This is a genomic window from Escherichia whittamii, assembly GCF_014836715.1.
Lineage (GTDB): Bacteria > Pseudomonadota > Gammaproteobacteria > Enterobacterales > Enterobacteriaceae > Escherichia > Escherichia whittamii.
The window spans coordinates 178,551-203,335 of the sequence record NZ_JACSQI010000001.1 but is presented as its reverse complement, the minus strand read 5'-3'; the positions used below and the strand labels follow the sequence as shown (position 1 = coordinate 203,335).

Sequence of the window (24,785 nt, the reverse complement as noted above, 5' to 3'; positions counted from 1 at the left end):
GACAGACCCCCGGCAATTCTGTTGTGCGTTAACCCGCAAACAAACCGCTTGCCACGCCGATTGCCGCGAGGATAAGCAACAGCACCATCGCTTTAACTGGCGAGACGCCGCGTTTGGCCATTAAATACCAGGTGCCGAGCACTACAACCAGCGGCAGCAGTTGCGGGAAAATACCGTCCAGCATTTGCTGAACATGAATATTCACCCCGTCTTTAGTGATAAATTCCAGCCCGGTTCCCAGCTTCACGTAGCTTGCCGCCACGCCCCCCATCACAAACACTCCTAACAGCGACAAGGCTTCGCGTAATTTCGTTGATTTACTGCTCACCAGCATCTCAACCGAACCGGACCCCATCTTGTAGCCTTTCAGGAACAAGAACCATGAGCCGGGAATAATGATCGCCAGCCAGGCAACGGTATAAAACAGCGGGCCAAGAATATTACCGCCAGCCGCCAGCGCCATCCCGATACTGAGCAGGATAGGGATCAACATGCCTGGGATCATCGAATCACCGATACCGGCAATCGGTCCCATCAGACCCACTTTCAGGGTATTGATGGTTTCACCGTCGATCGGTTCGCCGTTGGCTTTCTTCTCTTCCAGACCCAGCGCCATGCCATTAACGATCGCCCCAATCTGAGGTTCCGTATTATAAAAAGAAGCATGGCGGCGCAGCATTTCAGTACGCTGTACGGCGTCAGGATAGAGCTTTTTCGCCACTGGCAGCATACTCAGACAGAAGCCAAATGATTGCAGTCGCTCAAAGCTCATTGAAGACAAGTTATGCATCATCCACGCCCGCCAGCAGCGGCGTAGATCTTTTCGGTCGAGTTTACGCGCTTCCATCAGAATTCATCCTCGTCATCAATGGCCCGACTGGCAGCCGCTGGCTGCGGCGCTTCCGGTTTGTAGTTGTAGTGAATGAACGCCAGCAGCGCCCCGACAATCACCAACGCCACCATGTTCAGTTTCAGAAAAACGATGCAAACAAAGCCAACAAGGAAATAAATCAACATGGTGTAATTTTTGATGATCTGCTTGAGCAGAATAGCGATCCCCACGGCAGGTAAAATCCCGCCCAGCACGTTCATCGTCGATAGCACGATTTTCGGCAGGCTATCCATAAATCCGCTGATGTACTGTGCGCCAAAATAGACAGCAATAAACGTGGGTACAAAACGTAAAATAAAATTAGTTACTTGCGGCCAGATAGCCGTATTCAGGTATATGCCGCGTTCATCACCGAGCTCTAACGCCACATCGGCGCGATGGTTCCAGAAAGAGTTCAATACCATCATGGCGTTGAATAATACTGTTCCGGCAATACCAATCGTCGCCGCCAGCGCCACGGCCACTTCCGGCCCCTGGCCAGAGAGAATGCCTAAAGCAATCGCCGGATAAGCCACGAAGTTCAGATCGGCCGGCATAGAGCCGCCGGGGGTGACCATGGCGATATACACGGCCTGCACGGCGACACCAATCATGATCCCTGTTTTCACATCGCCAAGAATCAGCCCAACTAACATCCCGGAAACGAGCGGACGTGTGATCAGATACCATCCGCCCGTTAGCCCCAAAAGCCATGGGCTACTGAGGGCGCCCAGGTAACATAGAATGCCAATCAATGCAGCTTCAAAAATCATGGTGTGCTCCTTATTTCAGCTTCTGGCGAGCATCCTGCCAGCTATAACAACTGGCATCCGGTACGAGGCGAAACTCAACCAGATGCCCGTGTTGTGTCAGCCAGTCAAAAGCGGCGATTTCGTCGGCATTCACTGACTGGTTTGGGCCAATGGTGGTGGTATCGGCGCGGGCGCTCATCGGACCAACGTTAATTTTTCCATTGGCGTTTTGCAGGCTGATCCCTGCTTCTTCAATGCGTTTCAGGGTGACGGGGGATTTACCTATCACGAAATAACGCTTCTCACTGGCAATCACTTTCGGCAGTTTTTCAATTGCCGTGGCGGTATCGAACAACCAGACTTTCGTGTCCTGAACTGCGCCTTTCATCACCGACGAAAGCAATGCATCGGCGGCAACGGCATCATCAATGGCAACAATGCCATCGCAGGGAAGTTCTTTTGCCCAGCGTGTTACCAGTTGTCCGTGGATCACGCGATCGTCAATGCGTACAAACGAAATGCTCATAACATATTCCTTTAAAAATCATCTGGCTGAACGGATAACACCGGGGCGGCTTTGACAAGCGTCGGTGCGGTCAATGCCAACAGTTCTATGGCGGCGGCGTGAACATCGGTTAAATGGCGGATCTCTTCACTAAGTAAGAGCATAGGGAAATTGACGCCCGCGACTACGGCGACAGGCGGTTTGGTTGAGGGTGAAAAAGCATGTTGGCAGGCCACATTCCACGGTGTGCCGCTTTGTAGGTCACACAGCACCAGAACGCCGTCGCTATCTCGCCCGGCGTGCTCCAGCGTCAGGGCGAAATCACGTTTAAAACCTTCTATGCCCGCTTCTTCACTTAAGGTGACGGTAAAAACGTGGAGTAGCTCACCGTAGACCATCCGGCTACTGGTCAGTAACGCTCCGGCAAGTGGGCCGTGGGTCGCAACAATAAGGTTAATCATCAGCTTATCCTCTGACCCAGGCTTTCATGGTCGCCAGTTGTTGCCCGATGCCTTTGCCAAAGGGGGCGATGCGATATTCCCCGACCGCGGCAGGGATAATAAACGTCTCGGCATAGTGGATAACGAACGATTCGAAGGCGTCGGTGGGGCTTTCAACGATAGCTTCGGCACCTTCCACCAGATTCAGCACGTTGACGCAGCCGTGGGTGTGATGCATCACTGGCGCGGTAAACCAGTGGCGGCGGGTTTCGATAAACTCCCGTTCATGCATTCCGGTACGCTCTTCTCGCCAGCCGTGACCTTCGGCGAGTGGTTCAATCCGATTCACCAGATTTTCATGCACCCACTGCGTATCGCGCTGCCAGTCAATTACCTGCTCGCCGTGTTCCAGATGGACAGGGCGCGGTAATCCATCGAGCCCCAGACGTCCCCAGTCCCACAACTTGAAGGTGAAAATATAGGGCGTTGCGCTGATCTCCAGCACCATCGTACCCGCACCAGAGCAGTGCACAGTTCCGGCGGGAATCAAAAAGTGGTCGTGTTTACATGTCGGGATCTGATTCACAAAGCGGGCATCATCAAAGGCTTTTTCGCCACATTCTGCCGCCTGAAGATCGGCCAGCATCTCTTGTGGCTGTGTACCGGTTTTGGTTCCTAAATAAACCACCGCGTCAGGTTCTGCTTCCAGAATGTAGTAACTTTCATCCTGGGTGTAGTGCATCCCGAACTGCTGCTGAATGTATTCCGTCACCGGATGTACCTGAAAACTCAGGTTCTGCCCGCCAATGGTATCGAGAAAGTCAAAACGAATCGGAAACTCCGCGCCAAAGCGGGCGTGGACTTTTTCACCCAGCAAAGGGCGCGGGTAGAGAAGCACCAGATCCTGTGAGGGGATCTCGATCCGCACGTTGCCAAAACGCAGTAACAGGCTGTTTTCCTCGGGCACGCAATCAAAACACCATGCGTAATTTGGCGCGGAGGGATCGAGATCGAATTGTTGTTTCATCCATTGACCGCCCCACACGCCGGGATCAAAGAATGGCACGACGCGAAACGGTCGCGTGGTGGTGTGCTGCAACGCGTAACGTAGCGCTTCACCGCTAACCATCGCGGGAGACGCTTTTATGGTGGTATCCAGCAGATAATCAGCGCGTTTCAGAAGTGGGGCTTTGTGTTTATCGAACACGCGCCACTCAATAAAAAATGCTCGTTTATAGCGGCGCAGCAGGTCTTCATCCGGGTTTTCAGCCCCCCAGTTTCCCAGCCCGTCGTGACGCATCCGTTGCTGAATTTCCCAACGCGGCATATCGGCATAAATCAACACATCGCCTTCATGCGCCAGTGCGGCACCGGAACCGTAGAGAACGACTACGCCGTTCTGAATATCTTCAACTTGCTGGCGCAGTTGCTTCAGTTTTTCTGCATCATAAAACTCAGCAAGCTGATGGCAGGAAAGCACGCCGAACACGCGATCATCAGTAAGATTTCGCGCCAGCAGTTCATGCAGCGCCTGCGGCGTGCGGCGCGCCGATTCGACATTCAGTACCTTTACTGCATTGAGTATTGGCAAAAAATGCTGCTCAAATTCAGCCAGTTGCACACCGGGGTAGCAGTCAATAACGACCACCGTTTTGGCTGATGCCGAAGCCCTGGCGTTAATTTCGTTGCAGATCGACGCCCAGCCGCTCCAGGCCTGATTGTCGTATCCCCGAACGGCAACTTCCGGGAATTTGTTATAGGTTGATCGCATTTTCGGCCTCCGTGTTTTCTAAACAGAGATTAATCGATTAACCTTGTTATGACAGCGTGGTTAACGCGATTAACCCGGCATATTCGATAACAGATAGCGAAAATGGCATTGTTATGTGAGAAGTGTCACAAGGAAATTTGAGCAAAAAGATTAACCGATTAACCTTCGATAGTGCTCAGGAGAAAAAATGACAACAGTAACGCTGGCGCAGGTTGCAGAGCGAGCGGGAGTTTCTACAGCGACAGTCTCGATGGTGTTGCGTAATCGGGGGCGGATCTCGCAGGCAACGCGCGAGAGAGTATTAAAAGCTCTGGATGATGCCGGTTATGTCTATAACCAGACAGCGGCGAATTTACGCAATCGCAGTAGTAATCTGGTCGGGTTATTGCTGCACGATATTACTAACCCATTTTACGGCGAGATGACCGCCGGACTGAGTCACGAAATGGAGCGTCATGATCTGCTGCTCTTTCTGGCGAATAGTGAAGAATCTGGCGAGCGGCAGCAAAAGTTTGTTGATTCTCTGATGCGCAATAACGCCTGTGGCATGGTGTTGTGTGCGGCGCGGGAAACGCCAGCCTCCTTTTTTGAGGCGTTAAAGCGGCGCAATATTCCTGCCATCATGGTGGTGCGCCCGTTAAGCGATCCTGACTTTGACTTTGTCGGTACCGATAATTTTCTCGGTACGCAAATGGCGACGACGCACTTAGTGAAAATGGGGCATAAGAACATTGCCTTTATTGGCGGCAGCCCGCACTCCGGTAGCCGTGCGCAACGTATTGGCGGTTTTACCAGCACCTTACTGGAACATGGGATATCACCTAATCCACAATGGATTGTTGCCGCGCAGGCTAACCAGTCAGACGGTGCAAAAGTGGCTGAATCGCTATTGGCGCGCTATCCGCACATTACCGCTGCTGTTTGCTATCAGGATATTGTCGCATTGGGCGTCATGCAGGCATTACGGAAAATGGGGCGGGAACCAGGGCGGGATTTTGCGCTGGTGGGATTTGACGATATCACCGAAGCCGCGCTGGTACAGCCAGCGCTTACCACCGTTTCGGTGGCGGCAAAAGAGATTGGTCGCAAGGCCGGGGAACTGCTCTACAGCCGCATTCAGGGTAATGATGAACCACCAAAACGGATCATTTTGCCACCGGCATTAGTGGTCAGAGAATCATGCGGTTTTCGCTGATTTCAACGGTTTTGCTGATGACACCTCCTGTTTTACATTTAATTCTAATTATCGCCGTTTTTCGCTGGCAGCGTCGCGATACGCTGGGTACTCTGAAACGGTTTACGCAAAATTAACAAGAGAGAATAGCTATGCATAATGCAAACATTCGCGTGGCCATCGCGGGAGCGGGTGGTCGCATGGGGCGGCAGTTGATTCAGGCGGCGCTGGCGCTGGCAGGTGTAGAACTTGGTGCGGCGCTGGAGCGCGAAGGTTCTTCATTATTAGGCAGTGACGCGGGTGAACTGGCGGGCGCTGGCAAAACCGGTGTTACCGTACAAAGCAGCCTTGATGCGGTAAAAGATGATTTTGACGTATTTATCGATTTTACTCGTCCGGAAGGCACGCTGAATCATCTGGCCTTTTGTCGCCAGCATGGCAAAGGGATGGTGATCGGCACGACGGGGTTTGACGAAGCAGGCAAACAGGCTATTCGTGATGCCGCCAAGGATATTGCGATTGTCTTTGCCGCTAACTTTAGCGTCGGTGTCAATGTCATGCTTAAGCTGCTGGAGAAAGCCGCTCAGGTAATGGGTGACTACACTGACATCGAAATTATCGAAGCACATCATCGACATAAAGTGGATGCGCCGTCAGGCACCGCGCTGGCGATGGGGGAAGCGATTGCTCATGCGCTGGACAAAGATCTCAAAGATTGCGCAGTTTACAGTCGTGAAGGCCATACCGGTGAACGAGTGCCAGGCAGCATTGGTTTTGCTACCGTCCGTGCCGGTGACATCGTTGGCGAACATACCGCCATGTTTGCTGATATTGGCGAACGGCTGGAGATTACTCATAAGGCTTCCAGCCGCATGACCTTTGCTAACGGCGCAGTAAGGTCGGCACTGTGGCTGAATGGCAAGCAAAATGGTCTTTTTGACATGCGAGATGTGCTAAATCTCACTAATTTGTAGCAATTAAACATTGCTATTGATGCAAAAATAACTCATTTAATTTTATGATTTTAAAGGTCTTTATTTTTAAGGCCTTTTATTTTGATTATTTTAATCATGTTTTAATGAAAAGTGGTAAAAAATAGATCTTTTGTCGTTTGTTTTTGTTGTTTTAATGTAAATTTTGACCATTTGGTCCACTTTTTATCGTGCCGCATCTGTTGAATGCATTCTTCTCACTGCGCAAGCGTTTTCCAGACAGAGTTAGCTGATCTTTTTGTCGGTTAATGCCATTAAAACATGCATGAGCAATAAAATAACATAAAAAATCCCGCCATTAAGTTGACTTTTAGCGCACTTATATCCAGAATGCCGCCGTTTGCCAGAAATTCGTCGGTAAGCAGATTTGCATTGATTTACGTCATTACTGTGAATTAATATGCAAATAAAGTGAGTGAATATTCTCTGGAGGGTGTTTTGATTAAGTCAGCGCTATTGGTTCTGGAAGACGGAACCCAGTTTCACGGTCGGGCCATAGGGGCAACAGGTTCGGCGGTTGGGGAAGTCGTTTTCAATACTTCAATGACCGGTTATCAAGAAATCCTCACTGATCCTTCCTATTCTCGTCAAATCGTTACTCTTACTTATCCCCATATTGGCAATGTCGGCACTAATGACGCCGATGAAGAATCTTCTCAGGTACATGCACAAGGTCTGGTGATTCGCGACCTGCCGTTGATTGCCAGCAACTTCCGTAATACCGAAGACCTCTCTTCTTACCTGAAACGCCATAACATCGTGGCGATTGCCGATATCGATACCCGTAAGCTGACGCGTTTACTGCGCGAGAAAGGCGCACAGAATGGCTGCATTATCGCGGGCGATAACCCGGATGCGGCGCTGGCGTTAGAAAAAGCCCGCGCGTTCCCAGGTCTGAACGGCATGGATCTGGCAAAAGAAGTGACCACCGCAGAAACCTATAGCTGGACACAAGGGAGCTGGACGCTGACCGGCGGTCTGCCAGAAGCGAAAAAAGAAGACGAGTTGCCGTTCCACGTCGTGGCTTATGATTTCGGCGCCAAACGCAACATCCTGCGGATGCTGGTGGACAGAGGCTGTCGCCTGACCATCGTTCCGGCGCAAACCTCTGCGGAAGATGTGCTGAAAATGAATCCGGACGGCATCTTCCTCTCCAACGGTCCTGGCGACCCGGCCCCGTGCGATTACGCTATTACCGCCATCCAGAAATTCCTCGAAACCGATATTCCGGTATTTGGCATTTGCCTCGGTCATCAGCTGCTGGCGCTGGCGAGCGGTGCGAAGACCATCAAAATGAAATTTGGTCACCACGGCGGCAACCATCCGGTTAAAGATGTGGAGAAAAACGTGGTGATGATTACCGCCCAGAACCACGGTTTTGCGGTGGACGAAGCAACATTACCTACAAACCTGCGTGTTACGCATAAATCCCTGTTCGACGGTACGTTACAGGGGATTCATCGCACCGATAAACCGGCGTTCAGCTTCCAGGGCCACCCTGAAGCCAGCCCGGGGCCGCACGACGCAGCGCCGTTGTTCGACCACTTTATCGAGTTAATTGAGCAGTACCGTAAAACCGCTAAGTAATCAGGAGTAAAAGAGCCATGCCAAAACGTACAGATATAAAAAGTATCCTGATTCTGGGTGCGGGCCCGATTGTTATCGGTCAGGCGTGTGAGTTTGACTACTCTGGCGCACAAGCATGTAAAGCCCTGCGCGAAGAGGGGTACCGCGTCATTCTGGTGAACTCCAACCCTGCGACCATCATGACCGACCCGGAAATGGCCGATGCGACCTACATCGAGCCGATTCACTGGGAAGTGGTACGCAAGATTATTGAAAAAGAGCGTCCGGACGCGGTGCTGCCGACGATGGGCGGCCAAACGGCGCTGAACTGCGCGCTGGAACTTGAGCGTCAGGGCGTGCTGGAAGAGTTCGGCGTCACCATGATTGGTGCTACCGCCGACGCGATTGATAAAGCAGAAGACCGCCGCCGTTTCGATGTTGCGATGAAGAAAATCGGCCTCGAAACCGCGCGTTCTGGTATCGCACACACGATGGAAGAAGCCCTGGCGGTTGCCGCTGACGTTGGCTTCCCGTGCATTATTCGCCCATCCTTTACCATGGGCGGTAGCGGTGGCGGTATCGCCTATAACCGCGAAGAATTTGAAGAAATTTGCGCCCGCGGTCTGGATCTCTCCCCAACCAAAGAGCTGCTGATTGATGAGTCGCTGATCGGCTGGAAAGAGTACGAGATGGAAGTTGTGCGTGATAAAAACGACAACTGCATCATCGTCTGCTCTATCGAAAACTTCGATGCGATGGGCATCCACACTGGTGACTCCATCACCGTGGCACCAGCCCAGACGCTGACTGACAAAGAATATCAAATCATGCGTAACGCCTCGATGGCGGTGCTGCGTGAAATCGGCGTTGAAACTGGCGGGTCCAACGTCCAGTTTGCGGTTAACCCGAAAAACGGTCGTCTGATTGTTATCGAAATGAACCCGCGTGTGTCGCGTTCTTCGGCGCTGGCTTCAAAAGCGACCGGCTTCCCGATTGCCAAAGTGGCGGCGAAACTGGCGGTTGGTTACACCCTCGACGAACTGATGAACGACATCACTGGCGGGCGTACTCCGGCCTCCTTCGAGCCGTCCATCGACTACGTGGTGACCAAAATTCCTCGCTTCAACTTCGAGAAATTCGCAGGTGCGAACGACCGTCTGACCACCCAGATGAAATCGGTTGGTGAAGTGATGGCGATTGGTCGCACGCAACAGGAATCCCTGCAAAAAGCCCTGCGCGGTCTGGAAGTCGGTGCGACTGGTTTCGATCCGAAAGTGAGCCTTGATGATCCGGAAGCCCTGACCAAAATCCGCCGCGAACTGAAAGATGCAGGCGCAGAGCGTATCTGGTACATCGCCGATGCTTTCCGCGCGGGCCTGTCTGTCGATGGCGTCTTTAACCTGACCAACATTGACCGCTGGTTCCTGGTACAAATTGAAGAACTGGTGCGCCTGGAAGAGAAAGTGGCGGAAGTTGGTATCAACGGCCTCGACGCGGACTTCCTGCGCCAGCTAAAACGCAAAGGCTTTGCCGATGCGCGTCTGGCTAAACTGGCGGGCGTGCGCGAAGCGGAAATCCGCAAGCTTCGTGACCAGTACAACCTGCACCCGGTCTACAAACGTGTGGATACCTGCGCGGCAGAATTCGCCACCGACACGGCATACATGTACTCCACGTACGAAGATGAGTGCGAATCCAACCCGTCCACCCGTGACAAAATCATGGTCCTTGGCGGCGGCCCGAACCGTATCGGTCAGGGTATCGAATTCGACTACTGCTGCGTACACGCCTCGCTGGCGCTGCGTGAAGACGGTTTTGAGACCATTATGGTTAACTGTAACCCGGAAACCGTTTCTACCGACTACGACACTTCAGACCGTCTCTACTTCGAGCCGGTAACCCTGGAAGATGTGCTGGAAATCGTGCGTATCGAGAAGCCGAAAGGCGTTATCGTCCAGTACGGCGGTCAGACCCCGCTGAAACTGGCACGCGCGCTGGAAGCCGCTGGCGTGCCGGTTATTGGCACCAGCCCGGATGCTATCGACCGTGCAGAAGACCGTGAACGCTTCCAGCATGCGGTTGACCGTCTGAAACTGAAGCAACCAGCTAACGCTACCGTTACCGCTATTGAGATGGCAGTAGAGAAGGCGAAAGAGATTGGCTACCCGCTGGTGGTGCGCCCGTCTTACGTTCTCGGCGGTCGGGCGATGGAAATCGTCTACGATGAAGCCGACCTGCGTCGCTACTTCCAGACGGCGGTGAGCGTGTCTAACGATGCTCCGGTACTGCTGGACCACTTCCTTGATGACGCGGTAGAAGTGGACGTGGACGCCATCTGCGACGGCGAAATGGTGTTGATTGGCGGCATAATGGAACACATCGAGCAGGCGGGCGTGCACTCCGGTGACTCTGCATGTTCTCTGCCAGCCTACACCTTAAGTCAGGAAATTCAGGATGTGATGCGCCAACAGGTGCAGAAACTGGCCTTCGAATTGCAGGTGCGCGGCCTGATGAACGTGCAGTTTGCGGTGAAAAACAACGAAGTCTACCTGATTGAAGTTAACCCGCGTGCGGCGCGTACCGTTCCGTTCGTCTCCAAAGCCACCGGCGTACCGCTGGCGAAAGTGGCAGCGCGCGTAATGGCAGGCAAAACGCTGGCCGAGCAGGGCGTGACCAAAGAAGTCATCCCGCCGTATTACTCGGTGAAAGAAGTGGTGCTGCCGTTCAACAAATTCCCGGGCGTTGACCCGCTGTTAGGGCCAGAAATGCGCTCTACCGGGGAAGTGATGGGCGTCGGTCGCACTTTCGCTGAAGCGTTTGCCAAAGCGCAGCTGGGCAGCAACTCCACCATGAAGAAACAGGGCCGTGCGCTGCTCTCTGTGCGTGAAGGCGACAAAGAGCGCGTGGTGGATCTGGCAGCAAAACTGTTGAAACAGGGCTTCGAGCTGGATGCAACCCACGGTACGGCGATTGTGCTGGGCGAAGCGGGTATCAATCCGCGTCTGGTAAACAAAGTGCATGAAGGTCGTCCGCACATTCAGGACCGTATTAAGAATGGCGAATACACCTACATCATCAACACCACTTCAGGTCGCCGCGCGATAGAAGACTCCCGCGTGATTCGTCGCAGTGCGCTGCAATATAAAGTGCATTACGACACCACGCTGAACGGCGGTTTCGCCACCGCGATGGCGCTGAATGCCGATGCGACCGAAAAAGTTATTTCGGTGCAGGAAATGCACGCACAGATCAAATAATAGCGTGTGATGGCGGATATGTTTTATCCGCCATTTTGATCGAATAACTAATACGGTTCTCGAAAGAGGACCGTTTTTTTTACCTGTAAAGCAAAACTTTGTTGGAATTCATATTTTTGATGGCGTAAGCAGGATTTTGCTCACACTAATCCTTCGTTAGGTTGCATACTATCGATATATCCACAATTTTAATATGGCTTTGTTTAATTGCTTCAAAACGAGTCATAGCCAGTCTTTTAATTTGTGAAACTGGAGTTCGTATGTGTGAAGGATGTGTTGAAAAACCACTCTATTTGTTAATCGCCGAATGGATGATGGCTGAAAATCGTTGGGTGATAGCAAGAGAGATCTCTATTCATTTCGATATTGAACACAGCAAGGCGATTAATACCCTGACTTATATTCTGTCGGAAGTCACAGAAATAAGCTGCGAAGTTAAGATGATCCCTAATAAGCTGGAAGGACGGGGATGCCAGTGTCAGCGACTGGTAAAAGTGGTCGATATCGATGAGCAAATTTACGCGCGCCTGCGCAATAACAGTCGGGAAAAATTAGTCGGTGTAAGAAAGACGCCGCGTATTCCAGCTGTTCCGCTCACGGAACTTAACCGCGAGCAGAAGTGGCAGATGATGTTGTCGAAGAGCATGCGTCGTTAATTTAATCTCCTTGATACCGCGCGGCCAGTTCGCCGGATGCGATGCTGGCGCATCTTATCCGGCCTACGGGGTGTTTTCCAGCCAGGTTGGATAAGGCGTTTACGCCGCATCCGACAGCTATCGCTTTGGCGTCACATCCGTCGTCCCCTGCAAACGGGGGCGATTTTCCTCCATTTGCCTCAATGGCTGCGTTTCATGTAACGCTGTATGGCAGCGCCCAACTAGATCCTGATACTCTTTGGTATTCAACCGTTTCCAGTGTAGCTCGTCGTCACTAACACTGCGCACCGCGCGGGCTGGCGTACCCATCAACAACTGGCGTTTCTCGCCACTAAAGCCCGCTTTGACAAAGCTCATGGCGGCAACAATGCTCTCTTCGCCAATGACCGCGCCATCCATAATCACGCTGTTCATCCCGACCAATGCATCACGACCAATCACGCAGCCATGCAGGATTGCACCATGACCGATATGACCGTTTTCCCCCACAATGGTGTCTGTGGCGCAGTAGCCGTGCATGATGCAGCCGTCCTGAATATTGGCTCCCGCTTGCACAATCAACCGTCCGTAATCACCGCGCAGTGAGGCGAGGGGACCGATGTAAACACCGGCTCCCACAATCACATCGCCAATTAACACCGCGCTGGGATGGACAAACGCCGTCGGGTGAACCACCGGAATTAATCCCTCAAAGGCGTAATAGCTCACGGTTATTAACGTCCTTTCCACACCGGATTACGCTTCTCGGCAAACGCCAGCGGCCCTTCAATGGCATCTTCCGAATGCAGAACCGATGGATAGTGTTTCAACACGCCGCTGCGAATATAGCGATACGCTTCTTCTACCGCCATTTCGCTGGTAGTGCGATAAATCTCTTTCAGTGCCGCAATCGCCAGTGGGGCGCTGTCAACCAGCTGCTGTGCCAGTTCACGGGCGTTGTCCATCAGTTCCGCCTGGCTAACCACGCGGTTGACTACCCCCCAGCGCAGCGCCTCTTCTGCGCTCATCCGTCTGCCGGTCATCACCATTTCATTGACAATGGCAGGCGGCAGGATCTTCGGCAGGCGCAGCACGCCGCCGCTGTCCGGGACAATACCCAGTTTGGCTTCCGGCAGGGCGAAGCTGGCGTTCTCCGCACAGACAATAAAATCTGCCGCCAACGCCAGTTCAAAGCCGCCGCCAAAAGCGTAGCCGTTCACGGCAGCGATGACCGGTTTATCCAGATTGAAAATTTCGGTTAATCCTGCAAAACCGCCAGGCCCAAAGTCAGCATCCGGCGCTTCGCCTTCTGCTGCCGCTTTTAAATCCCAGCCGGCAGAGAAGAATTTCTCTCCGGCTCCGGTAATAATAGCGACACGCAATTGCGGATCGTCACGGAAATTAAGAAATACTTCGCCCATCTCAAAGCTGGTTTTTGCATCAATAGCATTCGCTTTTGGGCGATCAAGGGTAATTTCCAGAATTGATCCATTGCGGGTCAGATGTAATGATTCACTCATTCCTTTTCTCCATTTTTACTTTTTCAGGGACGACGACATCCCTGCAAAAAAATGCATATTATTTTAGAGCGTGATTATTGTCTGACAGGATAATTCCCTGCCATTATGTTTATTTCAGATTCTTTCTGATTATTTTCCCCGAGCAATTACGTGGCAGATCTTTTCTGATCTCCAGATAAGATGGCACTTTAAATTTCGCCATATTTTGTTCACAGAAGCAGAAAAATTCTTCCTCACTCAATGTTTCACCTTCATTCAGCACCACAAAGGCCTTGATAGCTTCATCGCGAATAGAATCTTTAATACCAACAACCACAATGTCCTGAATTTTCGGATGGGCGGAGATAATATTTTCCAGCTCCACGCAGGAGACATTCTCCCCACCGCGTTTAATCATATTGCAGCGACGATCGACGAAGTAAAAAAAGCCCTCTTCGTCGCGGTATCCTGTATCGCCAGTATGCAGCCAGCCATCGGCTTCCAGGACTCTGGCTGTGGCTTGCGGGTTGAGAAAGTACTCTTTGAAGATGGTTTTCCCCGGTTCGCCTTTAATGCAGATTTCGCCGATCTCTCCCGCCGGGAGCGGATGATTGTGATCGTCGCGGATCTCCGCTTCGTAGCAAAAACCTGCACGACCAATTGACGGCCAGCGACGCTTATCGCCGGGGCGATCGCCGATAATGCCAACAATGGTTTCCGTCATCCCATAAGACGTCAGCAAGCGAACGCCGAAGCGTTCACAAAAGGCGTCTTTTTCCTGCTCCGACAGGTTGAGATAAAACATCACTTCCCGCAGGCAGTGTTGTCGATCGTTCGCAGAAGGCGGCTGCACCATCAACGTACGGATCATCATCGGAATACATTCGGTGACGGTGGCACGGTACTTCTGTACCTGTCCCCAGAAGGCGCGGGCGCTGTATTTCTCGACCAGCACAAAGGTGGCTCCGGCAGAAAACGCCGCCATCGCCGCAGTACACTGGCAATCGATATGAAACGCAGGCATCACCGTCAGGTAGACGTCATCGTCACGCAGGGCGCACTGCCAGGCTGAGTAGTATCCGGCGAAGCGCAGGTTGTAATGGGTAATCACCACCCCTTTCGGTCGGGAGGTGGTGCCGGAGGTAAAGAGGATTTCCGCCGTATCGTCGGTTGATAGCGGCGGTGCATAGCACAAAGTGGCAGGTTGTTGATCTTTTAGTTGAATAAACGAACTCGTGCCATCTTCAGCGGGAAGCGCCACATCTGTCAGGCAAATATGTCGCAGCTGCGTGACATCTTCCTGCTGAATCTGTCGATACATAGGATAAAATTGCGCACTGGTTACCAGCAGGCACGCCTGGCTATTTTGCAGGATCCACGCGCTCTCTTCGCGCAGCAGGCGGGCGTTAATCGGCACCATAATCGCGCCAATTTTCGCCAGCCCGAACCAGCAAAAGATAAATTCCGGGCAGTTGTCGAGATGTAGCGCGACCTTGTCGCCTTTGCGGATCCCCAGCGCATAAAACAGGTTTGCGGTACGGTTAATTTCCTGATTTAGCTCAAGATAACTGTACTGGTTAACGACTCCACCGCTGGATTCACAAATCAGCGCCGTTTTATGACCGTAAACGTCCGCCAGATCGTCCCACATTTGACGTAGATGTTGTCCGCCAATGATATCCATTGCACCTCTATCCATTTTGTTCGTTTGTAATTGGGCGGGCGCTAGTCAGGCAAGCCGACTGGCGCCACGCGTTTAGTCCTCAACTTTGGCCAGACCTTTGCTGACCAACTCCTGAATGTCGTTTTCGCTGTAGCCGATGGTTTTCAAAATGGCCGCCGTGTCCATGCCGTGCGACGGCATTCCGCGCCAGATTTGGCCAGGGTTATTTTTGAATTTTGGCATCACGTTCGGGCCTTTGCAGGTGCGACCATCCATCGTTTGCCACTGGGTGATTGATTCACGGGCGATGTACTGTGGATTGCTTTCCAGTTCCGGTACAGTCAGCACTTTGGCGCAGGCGATATTCAGCTCGGCAAAGCGTTCTTTTACTTCCGCGATGGTGTGTACCGCCAGCCAGGCATCGAGTTTCTCTTCTACCAGCGGACCGTAAGGGCATTCGATACGGTGGATAAGCTGGGTGCCCTCCGGGATTTCCGGCGTACCAAGCAGATGCGCGAGGCCAATATCTTTAAAGCACTCTGCAATCTGAGTAATGCCCACCAGTTCCATTACGATGTAGCCGTCGGCACATTTGTACAGACCGCAACCTGCATAGTAGGGATCTTTACCTTTGGTCATGCGCGGACACATTTCGCCGCCGTTGAAGTAATCCATCATGAAGTACTGACCCATACGCAACATCACTTCGTACATGGCGATGTCGATACTTTCGCCTTTACCGGTTTCACGCACTTTATGCAGTGCTGCCAGCGCCGCAGTGGTAGCGGTCAGGCCAGAAAAGTAATCGGCGGTATACGGGAAAGCTGGCATTGGCTGATCAACATCACCGTTCTGAATCAGGTAACCACTAAAGGCCTGGGCGATGGTGTTATAGGCCGGAAGATTGGTGTACTCCTCGGTGCCGTACTGACCAAAACCGGACAGGTGAGCAATAACCAGTTTCGGGTTGTGCTGCCACAGGACTTCATCGGTAATGCCACGACGGGCAAAGGCCGGACCTTTACTGGCTTCGATGAAGATATCGGTGGTTTCCATGAGTTTCAGAAACGCTTCGCGGCCTTCATCTTTGAAGATATTTAACGACAGTGCGTGCAAATTGCGGCGGGAAAGCTGTGGGTAGTTCGGTTGAACACGAATGGTGTCGGCCCAGGCGACGTTTTCGATCCAGATAACTTCCGCCCCCCATTCTGCGAACATTTGCCCGGCGAACGGCCCGGCGATTTCAATACCGGAGAAGACAACCCGTAATCCAGCCAGCGGTCCGAATTTCGGCATCGGTAGATGATCCATATTAGCTCCTGAAAAATTTATGTAGCGCATGATTGCCGGATGCGGCGTAAACGCCTTATCCGGCCTACGAACACCGCACCTTGCGTGAAAATACGCATGGCCCTGTAGGCCTGATAAGACGCGACAAGCGTCGCATCAGGTAGCGGCGCACGGTTGCCGGATGCGGTGTAAACACCTTATCCGTCCTACGAACACCGCACCTTGCGTGAAAATACGCATGGTCCCGTAGGCCTGATAAGACGCGGCATGCGTCGCATCAGGCAGCGGCGCACGGTTGCCGGATGCGGTATAAACACCTTATCCGGCCTACGAACACCGCACCTTGCGTGAAAATACGCATGGTCCTGTAGGCCTGATAAGCGAAGCGCATCAGGCAGCGCACGGACTTAGCGGTATTGCTTCAGCACCGCGCGACCCAACGTCAGGATCTGCATTTCGTCAGATCCCCCGGAGACGCGGTCTACACGCAGGTCACGCCAGAAGCGGCTGATGCGGTGGTTGCCCGCAATCCCGACACCGCCCAACACCTGCATTGCGCTGTCCACCACTTCAAACGCCGCGTTGGCGCAGAAGTATTTACACATCGCCGCATCGCCAGAGGTGATGGTGCCGTTGTCTGCTTTCCACGCTGCTTCATACAGCATGTTTTTCATGGAGTTTAATTTGATCGCCATATGGGCGAATTTTTCCTGAATCAACTGGAAACGGCCAATAGCCTCGCCAAACTGCACACGCTGGTTGGCGTAGCGCGCCGCATCTTCAAAGGCGCACATCGCAGTACCGTAGTTGGTGAGGGCTACCAGGAAACGTTCGTGGTCGAACTCTTCTTTGACGCGGTTAAAGCCATTACCTTCCCGACCGAACATGTCTTTCTCGTCCAGTTCCACGTCGTCAAAGGTGATTTCACAGCAGCTATCCATACGCAGGCCGAGCTTCTCAAGTTTGGTCACTTTGATGCCCGGTTTGCTCATATCAACAAACCATTCGGTGTAGACAGGTTTGTCCGGAGAAGCCCCGTCGCGCGCCATCACCACGATGTACGGGGTGTAGGCGCTACTGGTAATAAAACACTTACTACCATTGAGGTAAATCTTACCATCTCTACGGGTATAAGTCGTTTTCAGGCTACCCACGTCGGAGCCCGCGCCCGGTTCGGTAATCGCTGAGTTCCACATCTGCTTACCGGTGCCGCGAAACGCCATAATCTTGTCGATCTGCTCTTGGGTGCCTTCACGCAGGAAGGTGTTAAACCCGCCCGGCAGCTGGTACAGCACGTAGGTTGGCGCCCCCAAACGACCCAGTTCCATCCACACAGCGGCAAGAGTGACGAATCCCGCATCCAGACCACCGTGCTCTTCCGGGATCAGCAGGCTATCGATACCCATATCTGCCAGTGCTTTGACAAAACGTTCCGGGTAGACGCTGTCACGGTCGCACTGGGCAAAATAGGCTTCCCAGTTTTCGCTGGCCATCAACTCGCGGATACCGGCGACAAACAGTTCCTGCTCATCATTCAAATTAAAATCCATCTTTCAACCTCTTGATATTTTGGGGGTTAATTAATCTTTCCAGTTCTGTTTCGCGTCTTTAATAAAGGAGAGCGTCACCATAATGTTGACGAAGAACAGCGGGCATCCTCCGGCGATAATGGCGGTTTGAATCGGTTTCAGGCCGCCGAGCGCCAGTAGAACAATGCCGATAATGCCTACCAGAATTGACCAGCCGATACGCACCAGCAGCGGCGGTTCTTCACCGTCGCGCACTTCGCGACAGGTAGACATCGCCAGGGTGTAAGAGCAGGCGTTAATCAGGGTAACGGTGGCAATAAAGCAGAGAATAAAGAAGCCCCACATGGTGGCGGTGCTGAGTGGGAGAGCGGCCCAGGTTTCGATGATGGCGCGCGCCACACCGTACTGTTCGATCAGGTTTGGAATGTTGATGATGTTTTTATCCATCAACAGCAGAGTGTTACTGCCGAGCACGGTCCACAGGATCCAGGTGGATGCTGTCAGGCCCATCACCATACCAAAGCACAGTTCACGCACGGTACGTCCACGGGAAATACGGGCCAGGAAAATACTCATCTGGATGGCGTAAATTACCCACCACGCCCAGTAGAACACGGTCCAACCCTGCGGGAAGCCACCTTTGCCAACGGCATCGGTATAGAACAACATGCGCGGCAGATACATCAGCAACATCCCCACCGAGTCGGTGAAGTAGTTCATGATGAAGCTGGCACCGCTGACGATGAATACCCAGCCGAGCATCAGGAAACTCAGATAGCTGCGCACGTCGCTGGCGATTTTTACCCCTTTTTGCAGACCACAGGCTACGCAGATAGCGTTGAGGATGATCCAGCAGGTAATGATGATGGCGTCCAGTTGCAGAGTATGCGGAATACCAAACAGATACTGCATACACTCGGTTACCAGCGGTGTGGCAAGACCCAGGCTGGTGCCCATTGCGAAGATCAGCGCCACCAGATAGAAGTTATCGACGATAGTACCAAACAGCCCTTTGGCGTGTTTTTCGCCAACCAGTGGTACGAGGGTAGAGCTGGGGCGAATCACATCCATTTTGCGGACAAAGAAGAAGTAAGCGAAGGCGACTGAAAGGAAGCTGTAAGTGGCCCACGGCAGAGGTCCCCAGTGGAACAAGCTGTAAGCCAGCCCCAGTTCTTTTGCACCAGTAGAGTTTGGTTCTAAAGCAAATGGCGGCGTGGAGATGTAGTAGTAGATCTCAATTGATCCCCAGAACAGTACGGCAGCAGACGTACAGGAGGCGAACATCATAAAGATCCAACTGGCGGTGCTGAACTCGGGTGGTTCGTTACCTAAACGCTTTTTGGCATACGGGCCAAACACCAGCCAGAACCAGCCGAAAAGCATCACCACCATATACCATTCAAACGCCCATCCCCATACATTGGTGACGTAACTGAATACGGCATTAATAACGACATTAGCCGCATCCAGATCTCTGACTGTAAGCCAACAGAGTATGCCAACAATTATTAACGGCGGAAAGAATACCTTCGGTTCTATTCCCGTTTTTCTCTTTTCATTCTTCATGAGTTAATTCCACTGTGAAAACGAATATTTATTTTGCGTTCCCGTTTGTTTTATTTTTGTTAACATTTAATATAATTATTATTAACCTCGTTGACGCGTTAATGGCTAACTCATAATGGGTATTCAATTGGCTGTGTTCTGTGATGCCTATCACGTTTTGTTATTGGCTGAAAATAGCGAATATCGATGTGAATATTCATTATTAATCAATTGAATATCGCTATTTTTGAGTAAAAAAATAGCATCTGACTTTCAATATTGGTGATCCATAAAACAATATTGAAAATTTCTTTTTGCTACGTCGTGTTTTCAATATTGGTGAGGAACTTAACAATATTGAAAGTTGAATTTATCTGCGTGTGACATTTTCAATATTGGTGATTAAAGTTTTATTCCCGAATTAAAGGACGTGATATCTGTAATTAACACCACCGATATGAACGACGTTTCCTTCATGATTTCTGGAGATGCAATGAAGATTATTACTTGCTATAAGTGCGTGCCTGATGAACAGGATATTGCGATCAATAATGCTGATGGTTCATTAGACTTCAGCAAAGCCGATGCGAAAATAAGCCAATACGATCTGAACGCTATTGAAGCGGCTTGCCAGTTAAAACAGCAGGCGGCAGAGGCGCAGGTGACGGCCTTAAGTGTGGGCGGTAAAGCTCTGACCAACGCCAAAGGGCGTAAAGATGTGTTGTCGCGCGGCCCGGATGAACTGATTGTAGTGATTGATGATCAGTTCGAGCAGGCACTGCCGCAACAAACTGCGACCGCACTGGCTGCGGCTGCCCAGAAAGCAGGCTTTGATCTGATCCTCTGCGGCGATGGTTCTTCTGACCTTTATGCCCAGCAGGTTAGTTTGCTGGTGGGCGAAATCCTCAACATTCCAGCAGTTAACGGTGTCAGCAAAATTCTCGCCCTGACGGCAGATACCCTCACCGTTGAGCGCGAACTGGAAGATGAAACAGAAACTTTAAGCATTCCGCTGCCTGCGGTTGTTGCTGTTTCCACTGATATCAACTCCCCACAAATTCCTTCGATGAAAGCCATTCTCGGTGCGGCGAAAAAGCCAGTCCAGGTGTGGTCGGCGGCGGATATCGGTTTTAACGCGCAGGCAGCCTGGTCAGAACAACAGGTTGCCGCACCGAAACAGCGCGAGCGTCAGCGCATCGTGATTGAAGGCGACGGCGAAGAACAGATCGCCGCATTTGCTGAAAATCTTCGCAAAGTCATTTAATTACAGGGGATGCTATGAACACGTTTTCTCAAGTCTGGGTATTCAGCGATACCCCTTCTCGTCTGCCGGAACTGATGAACGGTGCGCAGGCTTTAGCTAATCAAATCAATACTTTTGTCCTGAGTGATGCCGACGGCGCACTGGCAATCCAGCTCGGCGCTAATCATGTCTGGAAATTAAGCGGTAAGCCGGACGATCGGATGATCGAAGATTACGCAGGAGTGATGGCGGACACCATTCGCCAGAACGGCGCGGACGGCCTGGTGCTGCTACCGAACACTCGTCGTGGCAAATTACTGGCGGCGAAACTGGGTTATCGCCTTAAAGCGGCGGTTTCTAACGATGCCAGCACCGTCAGCGTGCAGGATGGTAAAGCGACGGTGAAACACATGGTTTACGGCGGTCTGGCGATTGGCGAAGAGCGGATTGCCACACCGTATGCGGTACTGACCATTAGCAGCGGCACGTTCGATGCGACTCAGCCGGATGCATCACGTACTGGCGAAACGCACACCGTTGAGTGGCAGGCTCCGGCTGTGGCGGTTACCCGCACGGCAACGCAGGCGCGCCAGAGCAACAGTGTCGATCTCGACAAAGCCCGTCTGGTGGTCAGCGTCGGTCGCGGTATTGGCAGCAAAGAAAACATTGCGCTGGCAGAGCAACTTTGCCAGGCGATAGGCGCGGAGCTGGCCTGTTCTCGACCGGTGGCGGAAAACGAAAAATGGATGGAGCACGAACGCTATGTCGGTATCTCCAACCTGATGTTGAAACCTGAGCTGTACCTGGCGGTGGGGATCTCCGGGCAGATCCAGCACATGGTGGGCGCTAACGCGTCGCAAACCATTTTCGCCATCAATAAAGATAAAAATGCGCCGATCTTCCAGTACGCGGATTACGGCATTGTTGGCGACGCCGTGAAGATCCTTCCGGCGCTGACCGCAGCTTTAGCGCGTTGATCCACTCTGGCAGGGCTGTATTTCGGCCCTGCCGCTGACAGGGAGCTCTTATGTCCGAAGATATCTTTGACGCCATCATCGTCGGTGCTGGGCTTGCCGGTTCGGTTGCCGCACTGGTGCTCGCCCGCGAAGGGGCGCAAGTGTTAGTTATCGAGCGAGGCAATTCCGCAGGTGCCAAGAACGTTACTGGCGGGCGTCTCTATGCCCACAGTCTGGAACACATTATTCCTGGTTTCGCCGAAAGCGCGCCTGTTGAACGCCTGATCACTCATGAAAAACTCGCGTTTATGACGGAAAAGTCAGCGATGACCATGGACTACTGCAATGGCGACGAAACCTCACCATCCCAGCGTTCTTACTCTGTTTTGCGCAGTAAATTTGATGCCTGGCTGATGGAGCAGGCCGAAGAGGCCGGCGCGCAGGTAATTACCGGGATTCGCGTCGATAACCTCGTGCAGCGTGATGGCAAAGTTGTCGGCGTAGAAGCCGATGGCGATGTGATTGAAGCGAAAACGGTGATCCTTGCCGACGGGGTGAACTCTATTCTTGCCGAAAAGCTGGGGATGGCAAAACGCGTTAAACCGACGGATGTAGCGGTTGGCGTGAAGGAATTGATTGAGTTACCGAAGTCAGTTATCGAAGACCGTTTTCAGTTGCAGGGTAATCAGGGCGCGGCTTGCCTGTTTGCGGGTTCTCCCACCGATGGCCTGATGGGCGGCGGCTTCCTTTATACCAATGAAAATACCCTGTCGCTGGGGCTGGTTTGTGGTCTGCATCATCTGCATGACGCGAAAAAATCGGTGCCGCAAATGCTGGAAGATTTCAAACAGCATCCGGCAGTTGCACCGCTGATCGCGGGCGGCAAGCTGGTGGAATATTCCGCTCACGTAGTGCCGGAAGCAGGCATCAACATGCTGCCGGAGCTGGTCGGTGACGGCGTGCTGATTGCCGGTGATGCCGCCGGAATGTGTATGAACCTCGGTTTTACCATTCGCGGTATGGATCTGGCGATTGCCGCCGGGGAAGCGGCAGCAAAAACTGTGCTTTCAGCGATGAAAAGCGACGATTTCAGTAAGCAGAAACTGGCGGAATATCGTCAGCATCTGGAGAGTGGCCCGCTGCGCGATATGCGCATGTACCAAAAACTACCGGCGTTCCTTGATAACCCACGCATGTTTAGCGGCTACCCGGAACTGGCGGTGGGTGTGGCGCGTGACCTGTTCACCATTAACGGCAGTGCGCCGGAACTGATGCGCAAGAAAATCCTCCGCCACGGCAAGAAAGTAGGTTTCATCAATCTGCTCAAGGATGGCATGAAAGGAGTGACCGTTTTATGACTTCTCCCGTCAATGTGGACGTCAAACTGGGCGTCAATAAATTCAATGTCGATGAAGAGCATCCGCACATTGTTGTGAAGGCCGATGCCGATAAACAGGCGCTGGAGCTGCTGGTGAAAGCGTGCCCCGCAGGTCTGTACAAGAAGCAGGATGACGGCAGCGTACGCTTCGATTACGCCGGATGTCTGGAGTGCGGCACCTGTCGCATTCTGGGACTGGGGTCAGCGCTGGAGCAGTGGGAATACCCGCGCGGCACCTTTGGTGTGGAGTTTCGTTACGGCTGATGTTGGTTTGATAAGTAACGCCGTACTGACTCTCATTGCAAAAACAGGAATAACCCATGCAACCGTCCAGAAACTTTGACGATCTCAAATTCTCCTCTATTCACCGCCGCATTTTGCTGTGGGGAAGCGGTGGTCCGTTTCTGGATGGTTATGTACTGGTAATGATTGGCGTGGCGCTGGAGCAACTGACTCCGGCGCTGAAACTGGACGCTGACTGGATTGGCCTGCTGGGCGCGGGAACGCTCGCCGGGCTTTTCGTTGGCACATCGCTGTTTGGCTATATCTCCGATAAAGTCGGACGGCGTAAAATGTTTCTCATCGATATCATCGCCATCGGCGTGATATCGGTAGCGACGATGTTTGTCTCATCCCCCGTCGAACTGCTGGTGATGCGGGTACTCATCGGCATTGTTATCGGTGCGGATTATCCCATCGCCACCTCAATGATCACCGAATTCTCCAGTACCCGTCAGCGGGCGTTCTCTATCAGCTTTATCGCCGCTATGTGGTATGTCGGCGCGACCTGCGCCGATCTGGTCGGTTACTGGCTGTATGACGTGGAAGGCGGCTGGCGCTGGATGCTGGGTAGCGCGGCAATCCCGTGTTTGTTGATTTTGATTGGTCGATTTGAACTGCCTGAATCTCCCCGCTGGTTGCTACGCAAAGGGCGAGTGAAAGAGTGCGAAGAGATGATGATCAAACTGTTTGGCGAACCGGTGGCTTTCGATGAAGAGCAACCGCAGCAAACTCGTTTTCGCGATCTGTTTAATCGCCGCCACTTTCCGTTTGTCCTGTTTGTTGCCGCCATCTGGACCTGCCAGGTGATTCCGATGTTCGCCATTTACACCTTTGGTCCGCAAATCGTCGGTCTTCTGGGGCTGGGCGTCGGCAAAAACGCGGCGCTGGGAAACGTGGTGATTAGCCTGTTCTTTATGCTCGGCTGTATTCCGCCGATGCTGTGGCTTAACACTGCCGGACGGCGTCCATTGTTGATTGGCAGCTTTGCCATGATGACGCTGGCGCTGGCGGTTTTGGGGCTGATCCCGGATATGGGGATCTGGCTGGTAGTGATGGCCTTTGCGGTGTACGCCTTTTTCTCCGGCGGGCCGGGTAATTTGCAGTGGCTCTATCCTAATGAACTCTTCCCGACGGATATCCGCGCCTCTGCCGTGGGCGTGATTATGTCTCTGAGCCGTATCGGTACGATTATTTCGACCTGGGCGCTGCCGATCTTTATCAATAATTACGGCATCAGTAACACGATGCTGATGGGCGCGGGTATCTCGCTATTTGGCCTGCTGATTTCTATAGCATTTGCCCCGGAAACGCGTGGGATGTCACTGGCGCAGACCAGCAATATGACGATTCGCAGGCAGCGAGCGGGGTAATTTATTCAGATTTCTCTCTTTTCTGAATCAATATTATTGACTATAAGCCGCGTGAATATGTGACTAC

General features: G+C 52.4%; 21 protein-coding genes. 10 read left to right on the top strand and 11 right to left on the bottom strand.

Annotated elements, in window-relative coordinates:
• Positions 1 to 28 precede the first annotated feature (28 nt).
• The 5 genes from H9644_RS00910 to H9644_RS00890 are packed head-to-tail and all read right to left on the bottom strand — an operon-like array spanning position 29 to position 4,339.
• Positions 29 to 847, bottom strand: a complete 819-nt coding sequence (locus tag H9644_RS00910; RefSeq protein WP_064525359.1) for a PTS system mannose/fructose/sorbose family transporter subunit IID — start codon at positions 845 to 847, stop codon at positions 29 to 31.
• Positions 847 to 1,644 (bottom strand): PTS mannose/fructose/sorbose/N-acetylgalactosamine transporter subunit IIC, encoded by a 798-nt coding sequence (locus H9644_RS00905; RefSeq protein ID WP_191772752.1) that lies wholly within the window; start codon positions 1,642 to 1,644, stop codon positions 847 to 849. The genes H9644_RS00910 and H9644_RS00905 overlap by 1 nt, the downstream gene beginning before the upstream one ends.
• Positions 1,645 to 1,654: 10 nt before the next feature.
• Positions 1,655 to 2,149, bottom strand: a complete 495-nt coding sequence (locus H9644_RS00900) for a PTS system mannose/fructose/N-acetylgalactosamine-transporter subunit IIB (protein WP_064525353.1) — start codon at positions 2,147 to 2,149, stop codon at positions 1,655 to 1,657.
• A gap of 11 nt (positions 2,150 to 2,160) precedes the next feature.
• Complete coding sequence (locus H9644_RS00895; protein ID WP_191772750.1) at positions 2,161 to 2,589, bottom strand: PTS sugar transporter subunit IIA; 429 nt, start codon at positions 2,587 to 2,589, stop codon at positions 2,161 to 2,163.
• Positions 2,590 to 2,593: 4 nt separating this feature from the next.
• The gene (locus H9644_RS00890; protein ID WP_191772748.1) at positions 2,594 to 4,339 is read right to left on the bottom strand and encodes a class I mannose-6-phosphate isomerase; all 1,746 of its coding nucleotides are present in this window, start codon (positions 4,337 to 4,339) and stop codon (positions 2,594 to 2,596) included.
• Between the two features lie 187 nt (positions 4,340 to 4,526).
• Between H9644_RS00890 and H9644_RS00885 the strand changes: the two genes are divergently transcribed.
• The 5 genes from H9644_RS00885 to caiF all read left to right on the top strand — a co-directional run bounded on the left by H9644_RS00885 (position 4,527) and on the right by caiF (position 11,984).
• On the top strand, positions 4,527 to 5,534 hold the full coding sequence (locus H9644_RS00885) for a LacI family DNA-binding transcriptional regulator (protein WP_191772746.1): 1,008 nt from the start codon (positions 4,527 to 4,529) through the stop codon (positions 5,532 to 5,534).
• A gap of 131 nt (positions 5,535 to 5,665) precedes the next feature.
• On the top strand, positions 5,666 to 6,487 hold the full coding sequence (gene dapB, locus H9644_RS00880; protein ID WP_191772744.1) for a 4-hydroxy-tetrahydrodipicolinate reductase: 822 nt from the start codon (positions 5,666 to 5,668) through the stop codon (positions 6,485 to 6,487).
• Between the two features lie 456 nt (positions 6,488 to 6,943).
• Entirely contained in the window at positions 6,944 to 8,092 is a 1,149-nt protein-coding gene (carA, locus tag H9644_RS00875; RefSeq protein ID WP_064525337.1) for a glutamine-hydrolyzing carbamoyl-phosphate synthase small subunit, read from the top strand.
• Positions 8,093 to 8,109: 17 nt separating this feature from the next.
• Positions 8,110 to 11,328 (top strand): carbamoyl-phosphate synthase large subunit, encoded by a 3,219-nt coding sequence (gene carB / locus H9644_RS00870; RefSeq protein WP_191772742.1) that lies wholly within the window; start codon positions 8,110 to 8,112, stop codon positions 11,326 to 11,328.
• Between the two features lie 260 nt (positions 11,329 to 11,588).
• The gene (caiF, locus tag H9644_RS00865) at positions 11,589 to 11,984 is read left to right on the top strand and encodes a carnitine metabolism transcriptional regulator CaiF (protein ID WP_064525331.1); all 396 of its coding nucleotides are present in this window, start codon (positions 11,589 to 11,591) and stop codon (positions 11,982 to 11,984) included.
• A gap of 117 nt (positions 11,985 to 12,101) precedes the next feature.
• Here caiF and caiE read toward each other — a convergent pair whose 3' ends face one another.
• The 6 genes from caiE to caiT all read right to left on the bottom strand — a co-directional run bounded on the left by caiE (position 12,102) and on the right by caiT (position 19,510).
• Entirely contained in the window at positions 12,102 to 12,692 is a 591-nt protein-coding gene (gene caiE, locus H9644_RS00860; protein ID WP_064525328.1) for a carnitine operon protein CaiE, read from the bottom strand.
• A gap of 5 nt (positions 12,693 to 12,697) precedes the next feature.
• Positions 12,698 to 13,483 (bottom strand): crotonobetainyl-CoA hydratase, encoded by a 786-nt coding sequence (gene caiD, locus H9644_RS00855; RefSeq protein ID WP_191772735.1) that lies wholly within the window; start codon positions 13,481 to 13,483, stop codon positions 12,698 to 12,700.
• Between the two features lie 109 nt (positions 13,484 to 13,592).
• Positions 13,593 to 15,146 carry a crotonobetaine/carnitine-CoA ligase gene (caiC, locus tag H9644_RS00850; RefSeq protein WP_191772733.1) on the bottom strand — a complete coding sequence of 518 codons (1,554 nt, stop codon included), beginning with the start codon at positions 15,144 to 15,146 and terminating at the stop codon, positions 13,593 to 13,595.
• Positions 15,147 to 15,218: 72 nt separating this feature from the next.
• Positions 15,219 to 16,436, bottom strand: a complete 1,218-nt coding sequence (gene caiB, locus H9644_RS00845) for an L-carnitine CoA-transferase (RefSeq protein ID WP_191772731.1) — start codon at positions 16,434 to 16,436, stop codon at positions 15,219 to 15,221.
• A 386-nt stretch (positions 16,437 to 16,822) separates the two neighbouring features.
• Positions 16,823 to 17,965 carry a crotonobetainyl-CoA dehydrogenase gene (gene caiA / locus H9644_RS00840; protein WP_191772729.1) on the bottom strand — a complete coding sequence of 381 codons (1,143 nt, stop codon included), beginning with the start codon at positions 17,963 to 17,965 and terminating at the stop codon, positions 16,823 to 16,825.
• A gap of 30 nt (positions 17,966 to 17,995) precedes the next feature.
• Entirely contained in the window at positions 17,996 to 19,510 is a 1,515-nt protein-coding gene (gene caiT / locus H9644_RS00835) for an L-carnitine/gamma-butyrobetaine antiporter (protein ID WP_064525315.1), read from the bottom strand.
• 472 nt (positions 19,511 to 19,982) lie between these two features.
• On the opposite strand from caiT, the gene H9644_RS00830 reads away from it, so the two are divergent.
• Genes H9644_RS00830 through H9644_RS00810 form a run of 5 tightly spaced genes read left to right on the top strand, consistent with a single transcriptional unit; the run spans position 19,983 to position 24,718 of the window.
• Entirely contained in the window at positions 19,983 to 20,753 is a 771-nt protein-coding gene (locus tag H9644_RS00830) for an electron transfer flavoprotein FixA (RefSeq protein WP_064525310.1), read from the top strand.
• Positions 20,754 to 20,767: 14 nt separating this feature from the next.
• On the top strand, positions 20,768 to 21,709 hold the full coding sequence (locus tag H9644_RS00825) for an electron transfer flavoprotein subunit alpha/FixB family protein (protein ID WP_191772727.1): 942 nt from the start codon (positions 20,768 to 20,770) through the stop codon (positions 21,707 to 21,709).
• 50 nt (positions 21,710 to 21,759) lie between these two features.
• Positions 21,760 to 23,046 carry an FAD-dependent oxidoreductase gene (locus H9644_RS00820; RefSeq protein WP_191772725.1) on the top strand — a complete coding sequence of 429 codons (1,287 nt, stop codon included), beginning with the start codon at positions 21,760 to 21,762 and terminating at the stop codon, positions 23,044 to 23,046.
• On the top strand, positions 23,043 to 23,330 hold the full coding sequence (gene fixX, locus H9644_RS00815; protein WP_000203741.1) for a ferredoxin-like protein FixX: 288 nt from the start codon (positions 23,043 to 23,045) through the stop codon (positions 23,328 to 23,330). The genes H9644_RS00820 and fixX overlap by 4 nt, the downstream gene beginning before the upstream one ends.
• A 56-nt stretch (positions 23,331 to 23,386) precedes the next feature.
• On the top strand, positions 23,387 to 24,718 hold the full coding sequence (locus tag H9644_RS00810; RefSeq protein ID WP_191772723.1) for an MFS transporter: 1,332 nt from the start codon (positions 23,387 to 23,389) through the stop codon (positions 24,716 to 24,718).
• The last annotated feature ends 67 nt before the right edge of the window (positions 24,719 to 24,785 follow it).

What these genes read in the sequence shown, in the direction of transcription:
- H9644_RS00810 (WP_191772723.1), top strand. Translation starts at nt 23,387, where the DNA reads ATGCAACCGTCCAGAAACTTTGACGATCTCAAATTCTCCTCTATTCAC.
- H9644_RS00825 (WP_191772727.1), top strand. Translation starts at nt 20,768, where the DNA reads ATGAACACGTTTTCTCAAGTCTGGGTATTCAGCGATACCCCTTCTCGT.
- caiA (WP_191772729.1), bottom strand. Translation starts at nt 17,965, where the DNA reads ATGGATTTTAATTTGAATGATGAGCAGGAACTGTTTGTCGCCGGTATC.
- H9644_RS00820 (WP_191772725.1), top strand. Translation starts at nt 21,760, where the DNA reads ATGTCCGAAGATATCTTTGACGCCATCATCGTCGGTGCTGGGCTTGCC.
- caiB (WP_191772731.1), bottom strand. Translation starts at nt 16,436, where the DNA reads ATGGATCATCTACCGATGCCGAAATTCGGACCGCTGGCTGGATTACGG.
- H9644_RS00910 (WP_064525359.1), bottom strand. Translation starts at nt 847, where the DNA reads ATGGAAGCGCGTAAACTCGACCGAAAAGATCTACGCCGCTGCTGGCGG.
- H9644_RS00890 (WP_191772748.1), bottom strand. Translation starts at nt 4,339, where the DNA reads ATGCGATCAACCTATAACAAATTCCCGGAAGTTGCCGTTCGGGGATAC.
- carB (WP_191772742.1), top strand. Translation starts at nt 8,110, where the DNA reads ATGCCAAAACGTACAGATATAAAAAGTATCCTGATTCTGGGTGCGGGC.
- H9644_RS00830 (WP_064525310.1), top strand. Translation starts at nt 19,983, where the DNA reads ATGAAGATTATTACTTGCTATAAGTGCGTGCCTGATGAACAGGATATT.
- caiT (WP_064525315.1), bottom strand. Translation starts at nt 19,510, where the DNA reads ATGAAGAATGAAAAGAGAAAAACGGGAATAGAACCGAAGGTATTCTTT.
- caiC (WP_191772733.1), bottom strand. Translation starts at nt 15,146, where the DNA reads ATGGATATCATTGGCGGACAACATCTACGTCAAATGTGGGACGATCTG.
- H9644_RS00885 (WP_191772746.1), top strand. Translation starts at nt 4,527, where the DNA reads ATGACAACAGTAACGCTGGCGCAGGTTGCAGAGCGAGCGGGAGTTTCT.
- dapB (WP_191772744.1), top strand. Translation starts at nt 5,666, where the DNA reads ATGCATAATGCAAACATTCGCGTGGCCATCGCGGGAGCGGGTGGTCGC.
- H9644_RS00905 (WP_191772752.1), bottom strand. Translation starts at nt 1,644, where the DNA reads ATGATTTTTGAAGCTGCATTGATTGGCATTCTATGTTACCTGGGCGCC.
- H9644_RS00900 (WP_064525353.1), bottom strand. Translation starts at nt 2,149, where the DNA reads ATGAGCATTTCGTTTGTACGCATTGACGATCGCGTGATCCACGGACAA.
- caiD (WP_191772735.1), bottom strand. Translation starts at nt 13,483, where the DNA reads ATGAGTGAATCATTACATCTGACCCGCAATGGATCAATTCTGGAAATT.
- caiF (WP_064525331.1), top strand. Translation starts at nt 11,589, where the DNA reads ATGTGTGAAGGATGTGTTGAAAAACCACTCTATTTGTTAATCGCCGAA.
- fixX (WP_000203741.1), top strand. Translation starts at nt 23,043, where the DNA reads ATGACTTCTCCCGTCAATGTGGACGTCAAACTGGGCGTCAATAAATTC.
- H9644_RS00895 (WP_191772750.1), bottom strand. Translation starts at nt 2,589, where the DNA reads ATGATTAACCTTATTGTTGCGACCCACGGCCCACTTGCCGGAGCGTTA.